This is a genomic window from Mesorhizobium sp. M7D.F.Ca.US.004.01.2.1 (assembly GCF_003997785.1).
Taxonomy (GTDB): domain Bacteria; phylum Pseudomonadota; class Alphaproteobacteria; order Rhizobiales; family Rhizobiaceae; genus Mesorhizobium; species Mesorhizobium loti.
The window spans coordinates 1-12,359 of sequence record NZ_RZRQ01000010.1 but is presented as its reverse complement, the minus strand read 5'-3'; the positions used below and the strand labels follow the sequence as shown (position 1 = coordinate 12,359).

Sequence of the window (12,359 nt, the reverse complement as noted above, 5' to 3'; positions counted from 1 at the left end):
GAATGGGTCCAGAAGCCATGCACAAACCCCGCAAGGAGATGATTGCCGAGACGCGCGCCAAGCTGATCGCGGCCGCCCGCCATGCTTTCGGTACGATCGGCTATGCCGAAGCCTCGATGGATGATTTCACCGCATCGGCCGGGCTGACGCGCGGCGCGCTCTATCATCATTTTGGCGACAAGAAGGGATTGCTGCAGGCAGTCATCGCAGAAATCGACGGCGAGATGGCGGCGCGCGTGAACGAAGTGGCGGCGAGGGCCCCGACCCGCTGGCAGCATTTCGTCGACGAATGCACAACCTATATCGAGATGGCGCTGGAGCCGGAAATCCAGCGCATCATGTTCCGGGATGGTCCGGCCGTGCTGGGGGATCCCGCACAATGGCCGAATGCCAATGCGTGCATCGCGTCAATGGCCGGCCATCTGACGACGCTGCAGGAGGAGGGGGTTGTCGTCTCCGGCCTCGATCCCGAGACTGCCTCGCGGCTGATCAACGGTGCGAGCAGTCAGGCGGCGCAACGGATCGCCAATTCGAACGACCCCGAAGCGACGTCGAAGAAGGTGGTTACGGCGTTCAAGCAACTGCTCGAAGGCCTGCTCAAGAGGCCGGGTCCGCAACCGAACTGATGTCCCAGCGGTGACCCACGGCCGGCAATTGACAATCGCCGGGTTGAGTTCATCCTTTGCCACCATCTCTGAGCGGAGATTCGGGGCGCATGTGGGATTTCGATATCGGCAGGTCGGTGTCCATCATGATGCGGACCTGGCCGTTCATTGTCTTTCGCATGATCGTCTATTTCGGCATCACGCTGGCCTACATCATGGCGACCGGCACCGGCGCCTCCGTCGGCTATGGCGTCGGCCATATCTCCACCGATCCCGACGGGCCGCTGTCCTTTGCCTTGTGGGGCGGGGTGGTCGGTTTCGGCATCGTCTCGATCGCCGTCTACTGGATCCGCGAATATATCCTCTATGTCGTCAAGGCCGGCCACATCGCCGTCATGGTCCATCTGATCGACGGCCGTGACATTCCCGGCGGCCAGGACCAGATCGCCTACGCCAAGGACATCGTGACCCAGCGCTTTGCCGAGGCCAATATCCTTTTCGTCGTCGACCAGCTGGTCAAGGGCGCCATCCGCGCCATCATCGGCCTGCTCGGCGGCATCGCCGCCTTCTTGCCGATTCCGGGCCTGAGCGGCCTGGTCTCCTTCATCAACACGGTGATCCGCCTGTCGCTGACCTATGTCGACGAGATCATCCTCGGCTACAACATCCGCATCAATTCAGCCTCGCCGTTCGAGACGGCGCGCCAAGGCGTGGTGCTCTATGCCCAGAACGGCAAGGTCATGGTCAAGAACGCCGTCTGGCTGGCGGTCATCATGTGGGGCGTGTCCTTCGTTATCTTCCTGCTGATGCTGGCGCCCGCCGGCGCCATTCTTTTCCTGATGCCTGGGCAACTCGCAGGCTGGGCCTTCGTGCTCGCCATCGTCTTCGCTTGGGCCTTCAAGGCGGCGTTCATCGAGCCTTTCGCCATCGCTTGCCTGATGCAGGTCTATTTCAAGACCATAGAGGGCCAGGTGCCTGATCCGGCTTGGGACGCCCGGCTGGCCGAGGCGTCGTCGAAGTTCAGGGAGCTCAAGGACAAGGCGCTGGCCTCCTTCGGCGGCTCGCGCTGGGGTACAGCCGGCGCGACACGCTGATCCGGAGCGGCATCGACGGCGTTGAGACGCGCCACGGTTGACTTCAGCGGCACCTCACCCTGGCCGCAAAAAATCTCGCTCATGATCAGCTCGGGCAGCGGCAGCCGCCGTCCCCAGCCATGCGTTTCGAGGTCTGGTTTAGGCGCGAACTCGGAAACACGGCCGACGCAGAGATAGGCGACCGGCGTCACATGCTCGGGAATCGACAGCAGGCCTTTCAGCGCCTGCGCCTCGATGATGCTGACCCAGCCGACACCGACGCCTTCGGCACGCGCCGCCAGCCAGAAATTCTGCACCGCGCAGACGGTGCTGTAGAGGTCCATCTCCGGATTGTGCCAGCGTCCCAGCGGCGAACCCTTCGAACGCTGCCGGTCGCAGGTGATACAGATGTTGAGCGCGCTTTCGCAGATGCCTTCCAGCTTGAGCTTGCGGTAGAGCGCCTGCCGCTCTTCGTCGATCGCCGGCAGTTCCTGTTCGCGTGCTGCCAGGAACAGGTCGCGCACCTTTTCCCGCCGCCCGGCGTCGCGAATGACGATGAAGTTCCAAGGCTGCATGAAGCCGACCGACGGCGCGTGATGAGCCGCAAGCAGCAGCCGCGCCAGCACCTCATCGTCGAGCGCGGTGGGCAGGAAATGGCTGCGCACGTCACGCCGTGTGAACATGGCGCGATAGACCGCATCGCGCGCGTTCTGGTCAAATCCGTCGCCGACAGGAGCAGTCATGTGTTCCGGCATCGCTTGTCCCCTTGCGATTGCAATCAATGTCGTCCGCCTGACCATGCGGATGGCGATGCCTGCCAGGCCGGTCTTCTGGCTCGGGATCAACCCGCGTTCGGTGCCTTCCCGTCATCGACAGTGGCATTTACCGGCGCGGTCCCCCTTACAGCGTTGGGCACGCCACGGAGTTCAACCGTGTTCCCGATTCTCCCGCTTGCGGCGGGCACCAGGCAGTGGCGGTGACCTTACGCCGAAGCGCTGAGGACGCCAATGCTCGCAACGACACGAATGGACGCAGGCGTGATTTTCCCCAGCCATCGGCCGCCCGCGCATGGCCTTTGTCGATCCGGGTCACTAGATTAGGACGATGACCACTCGTCTCTACACCCATCCGATCTTCCTTGAGCACCTCACGCCGCCCGGCCATCCCGAGCGGCCGGACCGCTTGCGCGCCATCGAGCGCGTGCTCGATGACGAGGCGTTTGTCGGGCTCGATCGCGTCCAGGCGCCGGAAGGCGACGAGGCCACCATCCTCTATGCGCATCCCGCCGATTTTATCGCCCGCGTCCGCGCCGCCATTCCCGACGAAGGGATCGCGCGCATCGACGCCGACACCACTGCCAGCCCGAAGAGCTGGCAGGCGGCGATCACCGCGATCGGTGCCGCCAACGCTGCCGTCGACGATGTCTTCACAGGTCGCGCCGACAATGTCTTCGTCGCCGCCCGGCCGCCCGGCCACCATGCCGAAAAGAGCACGGCGATGGGCTTCTGCCTGTTCAACACCGCAGCGATCGCGGCACGTTACGCGCAGAAGAAACACGGTGTAGAGCGCGTTGCCGTCGTCGACTGGGACGTGCATCACGGCAACGGCACGCAGGATATTTTCTGGGAAGATCCAACGGTGCTCTATTGCTCGACGCATCAGATGCCGCTTTATCCCGGCACCGGAGCAAAAAGCGAAACCGGCACCGGCAACATCGTCAATGCGCCGCTGGCGCCGCAGACTGGCAGCGAGGTCTTTCGCGATGCCTTCCTTTCGCGCGTGCTGCCGGCGCTCGATAATTTCGCGCCCGACCTGATCATCATCTCGGCCGGGTTCGACGCACACCATCGCGATCCGCTGGCCGAGATCAACCTGACCGAGGACGATTTCGACTGGGCGACCGGCCAGCTGATGCAGCGTGCGGCGCGCCACAGCGGCAACCGGCTCGTCAGCCTGCTCGAGGGTGGCTACGATCTGCAAGGATTGGCATTTTCGGTCGCCGCCCATGTCGGGCGACTGATGAAAGGATGAATGATGGCTGGTGAGACCAACGAAGACGTCAAGGCGATGAGCTTCGAACAGGCACTCGACGCGCTGGAGAAGATCGTCGATGATCTGGAGCGTGGCGACGTGCCGCTCGACCAGTCGATCAGGATCTATGAGCGCGGCGAGGCGCTGAAGGCGCATTGCGACCGGCTGCTGAAGGCAGCTGAAGACAAGGTCGAGAAGATCAGGCTGTCGCGCGACGGCAAGCCGGTTGGAACGGAGCCGCTTGACGCGGACTGAGGCCGCAGCCGTCTCACCGACTTTTGGACACGATCATGACTGAGGATAGGGTTCGTCCCGATTGAAAGCGCTCCAGGACAAGAGGAGATACGGAAGCGATGTGCAGAAACATCAAGACCCTGTTCAATTTTGACCCGCCCGCAACCAACGACGAAGTCCGCGACGCCGCACTTCAATTTGTCCGCAAATTGAGCGGAACGACGCGGCCCTCGAAGCAGAACCAGCATGCCTTCGACCACGCGGTCGAGGCCATTGCCGCCTCGGCGCGCGAACTGCTCGATTCCTTGGAAACCCATCAGCATCCTCGCAATCGCGAAGAGGTGGCGGCCAAACTGCGGGCAAAGGCGGCGATCCGCTTTGCCTGACGCGGCCAAGCGGGCATTGTCCGCTGACAAGGAGATCATCTCGTGAGCTTCTTCCCCGGAAACGACCCACAGGCCGGCGATGCCTTCGCCAGCGACCAGATCGAATTGATGGTCATTCCCAACGCCAAGGATATTGGTGGTTTCCAGGTGCGCCGCGCTCTGCCGACCGCCAAGAGGCGGCTGGTCGGGCCTTTCATCTTCTTCGATCGCATGGGCCCGGCGATCCTGCGCGCCGGCCAGGCGCTCGATGTCCGTCCGCATCCGCATATAGGCCTGTCGACGGTCACCTATTTGTTCGACGGCAAGATCAGGCATCGCGATTCACTCGGCACCGAAATGGTCATCCAGCCCGGCGACGTGAATTTGATGACCGCCGGCCGCGGCATCGTTCATTCGGAGCGCACCCCCGAAGAATTGCGCGGCGCGCCGATGTCGATCTCCGGCCTGCAGACATGGCTGGCGCTGCCGGACGGCAAGGAAGAAGTGGCCCCGGTTTTCGAGAACACCGCAGCGCTCAGGCTTCCCGAGATCGACGCCGAGGGCGTCAGCGGGCGCATCGTCATTGGTGATTTCCAGGGATTGCGGTCCCCGGTGCGGGCCGACTCCGAGACGCTCTATGCCGACCTGCGCCTGGTGCCCGGCGCCAGTGTGAAAATCCCGGCCGATGCGGAAGAACGAGCCATCTACACGCTGGAAGGCGAGGTCTCGATATCAGGTGACGTCTTTCCGGCGGAACGGCTGCTGGTGTTTCGGCCAGGCGACGAGATCGTCGTGTCGTCGGACACCGGCGCGCATTTCATGCTGTTTGGCGGCGCCTCGCTCGGCTCGCAGCGTTACATCTGGTGGAATTTCGTCTCGTCGTCCAAGGAACGCATCGAACAGGCCAAGCAGGAATGGAAGACGGGCCGCTTCGATATCGTTCCCGGCGATGAGGAAGAGTTTATCCCGCTGCCTGAGAGCTAGGGCATGATCCCGAAAAGTGGGAACCGGTTTTCCCGGACAAACGGTTTCCGTTTATCCAGAGATCATGCCCAACAAACAGACAGGCTCACGACCGCGTCACTGACACGCATTTACTTTCGCCGGCCGGCGGCCTATTTCGCCCATCAACCGAAAGCCTGAGCACCGTGAACGCAACGCCGCATACGCCGCTTCTCGACAAGGTCCGCATCCCGGCCGACCTGCGCACGCTTGCCGAAAGCGAGCTGCCGCAACTCGTATCCGAGCTTCGCACAGAGCTGATCGATGCTGTTTCCCGCACCGGCGGCCACCTTGGCGCCGGCCTCGGCGTGGTCGAGCTGACGGTGGCACTGCACTATGTCTTCAACACCCCCGATGACCGGCTGATCTGGGATGTCGGCCACCAGGCCTATCCGCACAAGATCCTGACCGGCCGCCGCGACCGCATCCGCACACTGCGCCAGGAAGGCGGCCTGTCCGGCTTCACCCGCCGCGCCGAGAGCGAGTACGATCCCTTCGGCGCCGCCCACTCCTCGACATCGATCTCGGCCGGCCTCGGCATGGCCGCTGCTCGTGACCTCTCCGGCGGCCGCAACAATGTCATCGCCGTCATCGGCGACGGCGCCATGTCTGCCGGCATGGCCTATGAGGCGATGAACAATGCCGGCGCGCTCGATGCACGGCTGATCGTCATCCTCAATGACAACGACATGTCGATCGCGCCGCCGACCGGCGCGATGAGCGCCTATCTGGCGCGTCTGGCCTCGGGCAAGGCCTATATCGGCCTGCGCGATTTCGGCAAGAAACTGACATCCTATCTCGGCAAGCGGGCGGATCGTGCGATTACAAGGGCGGTCGAGCATGCTCGCGGCTACGTCACCGGCGGCACGCTGTTCGAGGAGCTCGGTTTCTACCACATCGGCCCGATCGACGGTCACAATCTCGAGCATCTGATCCCGGTCCTGAAAAATGTCCGCGACAATGGCGAAGGCCCGGTGCTGATCCATGTCGTGACCCAGAAGGGCAAGGGCTACGCGCCGGCGGAGGCCGCCGCCGACAAGTATCACGGCGTCAACAAGTTCGACGTCATCACCGGCGCGCAGGCCAAGGCGCCGGCCAACGCACCGGCCTACACCAAGGTATTCGCCGAAAGCCTGGTTCAGGAAGGCCGTGAGGACGACCGTATCGTCGCCGTCACCGCCGCCATGCCGAGCGGCACCGGCCTCGACCTGTTCGGCGAAGCGTTTCCGTCGCGGATATTCGATGTCGGCATCGCCGAACAGCACGCTGTGACCTTCGCCGCCGGCCTTGCCACCGAAGGCTACAAGCCGTTCGCCGCGATCTATTCGACCTTCCTGCAGCGCGCCTACGACCAGGTCGTCCACGACGTCGCCATCCAGAAATTGCCGGTGCGCTTTCCCATCGACCGGGCCGGCTTCGTCGGTGCCGATGGCGCGACCCATTGCGGCGCCTTCGACACCACCTTCCTGGCGACCTTGCCGGGTTTCGTCGTCATGGCGGCGGCCGACGAGGCGGAGCTGCGCCACATGGTGCGCACCGCGGCGAGCTATGATGAAGGCCCGATTGCCTTCCGCTATCCGCGCGGCAATGGCGTCGGCGTCGACATGCCGGAACGTGGCTCGGTTCTCGAAATCGGCAAGGGCCGCATCGTCAAGGAGGGCACCAAGGTCGCATTGCTGTCCTTCGGCACGCGGCTGCAGGATTGTCTGATCGCCGCTGAGGAGCTTGGCGCTGCGGGGCTCTCCACCACGGTCGCCGATGCCCGTTTCGCCAAGCCGCTCGACGAAGATCTGATCCGGCGGCTGGCCCGCTCGCATGAGGTTCTGGTAACAGTGGAAGAGGGCGCCGTCGGCGGCTTTGCCAGCCATGTGCTGCAGTTCCTCGCCCACGAAGGCCTGCTGGAAAGCGGCCTGAAGGTGCGCCCGCTGGTGTTGCCCGACGCGTTCACCGACCACGCCAAGCCCGAGAAGATGTATGCCGATGCCGGGCTCGACGCAGCCGGCATCGTGCGCACGGTCTTCGTCGCGCTCGGGCACAGCACCCGCGCCCAGCGCGCCTGAATCAAAGTCTCAAAGACTTGAATCAGTTTGCCGGCCAACGATCTTAAGGCATTGTTTACGCTGACGTTTGGCTTTTCGCTTACCGTGTCTCTTGGCCGTTTTTCAACGGCGCCCTGCTAGATCATTGGCCAGGCAGGGAGACAACAACAATGAAAACGCTTCTGTGCGGCGTAGCGCTTTGCGCCGTCCTCGTCGCGCCGGCCGTCGCCGAAACGCGCTATGATCGCAGCCTCGAAAAGGCGGCGGTGGGCATCGTCGCCGGCAAGATGGGCGACATCCGCGGCGGTTTTTCCTACAAGCAGGTGCCGCAATTGGTGGTCCTGCCGGACCCTGTCTCCGCGCCTGCGGTTGCGACCGAGCCTTCACGTGAGCAAGCTTCTGGGGATCGTGACGACGGGTTGTCCCCAGCCGTCGAGCGCCAGGTTTCGCGAACCATTTTCTAGATTAGAGGCCAGTAGGCCTAAGCTTAAGAGGGTATGATCGGATCGGTTTGTGCCCGACCTTTTCATTGTGCTCGCCGTCATGCAGGCGATGGCAATCTTACTCCTCCGCCAGCTCCGCTTGTTTCGATGGTTTCTCGGAGCGCCAGGATTTCGTGGCATGGCGGGCGCGGTCGGCCAAGGCGGCGAGGCGTCCGGGCAGGCTTCGCCCACCCATCACCGACGATAAGGTCACCGAATGCGTCGCAAAGCGGCGCTTGAAATCTTCGCCACCGCAGAGAAAGTCGACCGTGGTCAAGCCCCGGTCAAGCGACCACTGGATGTAATCCATCATCAGGACCATGCCCGGCGAGGCACGCTCGAAGGCCGGGTCATAGGTTGTGACGAAAGCCATCATCGTTCCATGCTGCTCGAAATTGATCGAGATGGCGATGATCTCGTTTTCGCGTTCGAGCACGAAGATGCGCAGCAATCCGAGCCCGGCCAGCACGGACACCAGTGCTGCCAGAGCGGTGGAGCCTTCGTCGAAGAGGTCCGAAACGCGGCCGTGCTTTGCCAACCATAGCCGCTTCAGCGCCGCGACGCGCTCAAGCACCGGCTCGCGGGCTTCGTGCGCTTCCATCAGGCGGAAGCGCAGCGCGCCGCCTTCCTCCATGAATTTGCGGCCACGGCGATAGTTTTGCCGGGCTTTTTTCGATTGGCTTTCGAACCATTGCGCGCCGCCTGGCCAGGCGCCAGCGACACGATAGCTGACCTCGCTGCGGTGATTTGGCTGCAAGATCGTACCGCGGCCTGGGGCGGCGGGACCGAGCAGGGCCGGCAATCGGGCATCGGGCAAAAGACGATTCAGATAGACAAGGTCGAAGCCGCCGTCGTCGAGGATGCGTTGCCAGAGCTGCCGCAGGATCTGCGGGTCGCAATCCGGGGCAAGCAGGACATCGCCATAATCGCAGTGGTCCTTCGCCGCCCATTCCAGGACGCGGATACCCGAGCGTCTGAAGGTCGCGAGCGCAATGACGGCCACGAGCCGCTCGTCGCTCCAGACCAACCCGATCCTGAGGCCACGCCGATCCTGATGCGGCGTCGTGCGCCACCACGCCGAGATCCAGTCCGGATGCTGGAAAACGAGGCCGCCGGCGCGTTGCCAGAGCGCCGCCCAGGCGGGCGCGATTTCTGCCACGCGTGCATCCGAAGTTGCGACTTCGATCCGGTGCGTTCGCGGCAGCCGGCACACGACAGGCCCGTTCAAGGCTTGGCCCTTTGCGACGATTGCTGTGGCTCGGGCTTGCCGGTTCGGAAGTGTCTGGCGATCTGCCACCACATCCGCTTCAGCGGCATGATATAGAGCCCTGCGAGCGACTGATAGTCGCGCACGTTGCGTTCGATCAACCCGAATTTGAAGTCCTCGTCGGGTCTGGGAACGCATAGAGTTCCGAAGAGCCGATCCCAGAACGAGAAGAGCAGCCCGAAGTTCTTGTCGTAGTGGCGCGGGTCCGTGCTGTGGTGCAACTGATGCCAGTGCGGGCACAGGATCAGGTTGTTCAGCGGCCCGAACGAGATCTTGAAATGCGTGTGCCTGACGAAATCCATCATCAGGATGTTACGTATGATGTAAACGTTGACGCCGAAGACCGTCAGTTCAACGAGGTTCAGCGACACCAGCGACCAGATGCCAAAGCAGATGCCGGGAATGACACCGTCCCAAGCGCGGTTCATCAATTCGTCGAGCGGGTGGACGCGATCCTTGGTGATGCCGACCATCACCTCAGCCGAATGGTGCACCTTGTGCAGTTCCCAGAGCACCGGATAGCGGTGCTGGGCGACGTGATAGAGATAGTACGAAATGTCGTAGGCGAGCAGCATGGTGATGGTGAAGATCGTCACCGTCACCGGGCCTGCCGGGCCCTCGATCAGGGGCGGCTGGATCGCCAGGAGCGTCGAGAGCAGCCAGTTCGTCGCATAGCCGACGGCGCTGACGAAGACGATGCCGGCAGGCAGCATGAGGAATGGCATGAGGGCCTTCCTCGTCACCCAGAACAAAAGATCGGCCCTTGCCGAGGGATGAGTGATCACCTCGTGCGGGATCGCGAACTCGAAGAATTCCTTCCAGCTCTTTTTCTCGACCGTGCGCCAATAGGCGACGAGGGCGCTGACCAAAGCGGTCAGCAACAGAAGTCCGGTCGCCAGCAGGCCGGCGCCGGAAATCCGATCAAGCACCTTGTAGACGATATCGTTGGCCATTTCCAAGGTTGACGCCTCTTCACCCTGTTTTGCGGGCTGTCGCAGTCATAACATTTAGTCCTCAAGCAAATGCGACGAAAATAGGTTAACGATCCATGAGATTTCTGGAATTCGGGACAGTGGTCTGCAAACGGCGACGCCTCGTGCTTCGGCAACCACCCGTTTCAACGAGTGTAGCGCACGGATTTTCAAAGGATGGAAGCGTGACAGAACTAACCGCCATCGTCTCAAAGCCCAATATTGCTAGGATGATGGTTGGAGTGGGAAACGAATGCCTCCCTCAATGCCCGGTTGGCGCCCTTGCCATCGTCGTCGGCTTTCGCCATGAAGGCCGATGAATTCGCCTCTGCCAGCCAGCACCCGCCAGCGGCTCGACGACCTGCTCGTCCAGCGCGGGCTGTTTGTCAGCCGCTCGCGTGCCCGCGACGCGGTCGAACGCGGCACGGTGACGGTCGACGGTGTCCTTGCCCGCAAGCCCGGCCAGAGTGTTTTGCCGCAATGCCTGATTGCCGTCGATGATCCGGCGCAAGGCTATGTGTCGCGCGCGGCACTCAAGCTGATCGGTGGGCTCGACCATTTCGGCCTCGATCCTGCCGGCTGCGAGGCGCTCGACGTCGGCGCCTCGACCGGCGGCTTTACCCAGGTTCTGCTGGAGCGTGGCGCTGCTCATGTTACCGCGATCGATGTGGGGCATGGTCAGCTGCACCCTGATGTCGGAGGAGATCCGCGTGTGACGGTGATCGAGGGTCTGAACGCCCGCGATCTCACAGCCGCCGATCTTGGCGGTCGTATTCCGGATTTCATCGTATCCGATGTCAGCTTCATTTCGCTGAAACTGGCGATGCCACCGGCGCTTGGCCTTGCGAAGGCTGGCGCCAAGGCCATGTTTCTGGTCAAGCCGCAATTCGAGGCTGGTCGCGAAGCGATCGGCAAGGGTGGTCTGTTGAAAGATCCCTACGACGCCTCCCGTGTCGCCGGCCTGCTGCAGGATTGGCTGGACGCCGTTCCCGGCTGGCGCTCGCTCGGGCTGCATTTGTCGCCGATCGAGGGCGGCGACGGCAATCGCGAATTCCTGCTCGGTGGGATCAAGGACCGATGAGCGCGCGCTTCAGCATCAGGAAACTCGGCGCCCAGGGCGACGGCATCGCCGAGACCGAGACAGGCGATCTGTTCATTCCCTTTACATTGCCCGGCGAAACGGTCACCGCCGCGCGCGAAAGGGATCGCGCCATGCTGATGGCGGTGCTGGAAGCCTCGCAGCTGCGCATCGATCCCGCCTGCCGCCATTTCACCGAATGCGGCGGTTGCGCGCTCCAGCATTTCGAAGCCGAAGCCTATCGCCAGTGGAAACGCGAAAAGGTGGCGCACACCCTGAAGGGCAAAGGCATCGATTGCGCGATCGGCGAACTGGTCGCCTGCGCGCCGCACACGCGGCGACGTGTCGTGCTTGCCGCCCGGCGCACCGATACAGGCATGCTGCTCGGCTTCCATCGCCATTTGTCGCCGGAGATCATCTCGATCGAGGAATGCCCGATCTCGCTGCCGGAGATCGTCGCCGCGCTCGATCGCCTGAAGGCACTCGCCGAATTGGTCTGCGCCACCACCAAATCGTTCCGCATGGCGGTCACTGTGACCGGTTCGGGGCTCGATGTCGCGGTCTATGAGTCAGGCAAGTTGGGTGAGAACCAGCGTCGGGTCACCTCCAACTTCGTCATGGCCCAGGGATTTGCCCGGCTTTCGATCGACGACGAGATCGTCATCGAACCCAAAAAGCCGGTGGTCACGTTCGGCGGCGTGGCCGTTGCCATTCCGCCGGGCGCCTTCTTGCAGGCAACCGAGGCTGCAGAACAGGCGATGGCCGATATTGTCGGCGGACATCTGAAGCGTGCCAAGAAGGTGGCGGATCTTTTCGCCGGTTGCGGCAGCTTTGCGTTGCGGCTGGCAATGAAATCGGAGGTCCATGCGGTGGAGGGTGATGCGGCAGCCCTTTCGGCGCTCGACCGGGGATCGCGCTTCGCCACCGGCCTGAAGCGGGTGACGGGCGAACGCCGCGACCTGTTCCGCCGGCCGCTGACGTTCAAGGAATTGAATGCCTTCGATGGCGTGGTGTTCGATCCGCCGCGCGCGGGCGCCGAAGACCAGTCGAAGCAGATCGCCCGCTCGGATGTGCCGTATGTTGCCGCGGTGTCCTGCAATCCGGTGACGCTGGCTCGCGACCTGCGCATCCTCATCGACGGCGGTTACACCTTGAAAAGCGTGACGCCGATCGACCAGTTCCTGTGGTCGCCGCATGTCGAGGCGGTGGCGC

At 63.0% G+C, this 12,359-nt stretch carries 12 protein-coding genes, 1 pseudogene and 1 riboswitch; of the genes and pseudogenes, 10 read left to right on the top strand and 3 right to left on the bottom strand.

From position 1 onward, the window contains the following. Positions 1-17 precede the first annotated feature (17 nt). Together EN993_RS03730 and EN993_RS03725 are read left to right on the top strand one after the other, a co-directional pair. Positions 18-626, top strand: coding sequence for a TetR/AcrR family transcriptional regulator (locus EN993_RS03730; protein ID WP_109662224.1), 609 nt, complete (start codon positions 18-20; stop codon positions 624-626). A gap of 89 nt (positions 627-715) precedes the next feature. Then, a complete protein-coding gene (locus EN993_RS03725; RefSeq protein WP_245468622.1) occupies positions 716-1,699 on the top strand; it encodes a hypothetical protein in 984 nt (327 codons plus the stop codon). A gap of 104 nt (positions 1,700-1,803) precedes the next feature. Here EN993_RS03725 and bluB read toward each other — a convergent pair. Then, a pseudogene (bluB, locus tag EN993_RS37640) lies at positions 1,804-2,421 on the bottom strand (5,6-dimethylbenzimidazole synthase); the annotation flags it as partial. A 59-nt stretch (positions 2,422-2,480) separates the two neighbouring features. Continuing rightward, positions 2,481-2,661, bottom strand: a riboswitch (cobalamin riboswitch). 121 nt (positions 2,662-2,782) lie between these two features. On the opposite strand from bluB, the gene EN993_RS03715 reads away from it, so the two are divergent. The 6 genes from EN993_RS03715 to EN993_RS03690 all read left to right on the top strand — a co-directional run bounded on the left by EN993_RS03715 (position 2,783) and on the right by EN993_RS03690 (position 7,813). Further along, on the top strand, positions 2,783-3,709 hold the full coding sequence (locus EN993_RS03715) for a histone deacetylase family protein (protein WP_127262400.1): 927 nt from the start codon (positions 2,783-2,785) through the stop codon (positions 3,707-3,709). A 3-nt stretch (positions 3,710-3,712) separates the two neighbouring features. Continuing rightward, positions 3,713-3,964 (top strand): exodeoxyribonuclease VII small subunit, encoded by a 252-nt coding sequence (locus EN993_RS03710; RefSeq protein WP_013532792.1) that lies wholly within the window; start codon positions 3,713-3,715, stop codon positions 3,962-3,964. A gap of 98 nt (positions 3,965-4,062) precedes the next feature. Continuing rightward, positions 4,063-4,329, top strand: coding sequence for a DUF2277 domain-containing protein (locus EN993_RS03705; protein WP_027035955.1), 267 nt, complete (start codon positions 4,063-4,065; stop codon positions 4,327-4,329). 42 nt (positions 4,330-4,371) lie between these two features. Further along, complete coding sequence (locus EN993_RS03700; RefSeq protein ID WP_109662229.1) at positions 4,372-5,292, top strand: pirin family protein; 921 nt, start codon at positions 4,372-4,374, stop codon at positions 5,290-5,292. Between the two features lie 164 nt (positions 5,293-5,456). Continuing rightward, the gene (dxs, locus tag EN993_RS03695; protein WP_127262399.1) at positions 5,457-7,370 is read left to right on the top strand and encodes a 1-deoxy-D-xylulose-5-phosphate synthase; all 1,914 of its coding nucleotides are present in this window, start codon (positions 5,457-5,459) and stop codon (positions 7,368-7,370) included. Positions 7,371-7,519: 149 nt separating this feature from the next. Then, a complete protein-coding gene (locus EN993_RS03690; RefSeq protein ID WP_127262398.1) occupies positions 7,520-7,813 on the top strand; it encodes a hypothetical protein in 294 nt (97 codons plus the stop codon). A 97-nt stretch (positions 7,814-7,910) separates the two neighbouring features. Here the strand turns inward: EN993_RS03690 and EN993_RS03685 are convergent, their stop codons facing one another. Beyond that, the gene (locus EN993_RS03685; RefSeq protein WP_245468621.1) at positions 7,911-8,990 is read right to left on the bottom strand and encodes a GNAT family N-acetyltransferase; all 1,080 of its coding nucleotides are present in this window, start codon (positions 8,988-8,990) and stop codon (positions 7,911-7,913) included. Between the two features lie 65 nt (positions 8,991-9,055). Beyond that, positions 9,056-10,051, bottom strand: a complete 996-nt coding sequence (locus EN993_RS03680) for a sterol desaturase family protein (RefSeq protein ID WP_164757529.1) — start codon at positions 10,049-10,051, stop codon at positions 9,056-9,058. Between the two features lie 334 nt (positions 10,052-10,385). Between EN993_RS03680 and EN993_RS03675 the strand changes: the two genes are divergently transcribed. Together EN993_RS03675 and EN993_RS03670 are read left to right on the top strand one after the other, a co-directional pair. After that, positions 10,386-11,150: a TlyA family RNA methyltransferase gene (locus EN993_RS03675; protein ID WP_127262395.1), complete on the top strand. Its 765-nt coding sequence runs from the start codon at positions 10,386-10,388 to the stop codon at positions 11,148-11,150. Beyond that, on the top strand, positions 11,147-12,359 hold a 1,213-nt coding region (locus tag EN993_RS03670), incomplete at its 3' end, for a class I SAM-dependent RNA methyltransferase (protein WP_164757527.1). The genes EN993_RS03675 and EN993_RS03670, both read left to right, overlap by 4 nt.

Excerpts from the sequence above, each read along its gene's own strand:
- EN993_RS03730 (WP_109662224.1), top strand. The coding sequence starts at position 18 with ATGCACAAACCCCGCAAGGAGATGATTGCCGAGACGCGCGCCAAGCTG.
- EN993_RS03725 (WP_245468622.1), top strand. The coding sequence starts at position 716 with ATGTGGGATTTCGATATCGGCAGGTCGGTGTCCATCATGATGCGGACC.
- EN993_RS03715 (WP_127262400.1), top strand. The coding sequence starts at position 2,783 with ATGACCACTCGTCTCTACACCCATCCGATCTTCCTTGAGCACCTCACG.
- EN993_RS03710 (WP_013532792.1), top strand. The coding sequence starts at position 3,713 with ATGGCTGGTGAGACCAACGAAGACGTCAAGGCGATGAGCTTCGAACAG.
- EN993_RS03705 (WP_027035955.1), top strand. The coding sequence starts at position 4,063 with ATGTGCAGAAACATCAAGACCCTGTTCAATTTTGACCCGCCCGCAACC.
- EN993_RS03690 (WP_127262398.1), top strand. The coding sequence starts at position 7,520 with ATGAAAACGCTTCTGTGCGGCGTAGCGCTTTGCGCCGTCCTCGTCGCG.
- EN993_RS03680 (WP_164757529.1), bottom strand. The coding sequence starts at position 10,051 with ATGGCCAACGATATCGTCTACAAGGTGCTTGATCGGATTTCCGGCGCC.
- EN993_RS03675 (WP_127262395.1), top strand. The coding sequence starts at position 10,386 with ATGAATTCGCCTCTGCCAGCCAGCACCCGCCAGCGGCTCGACGACCTG.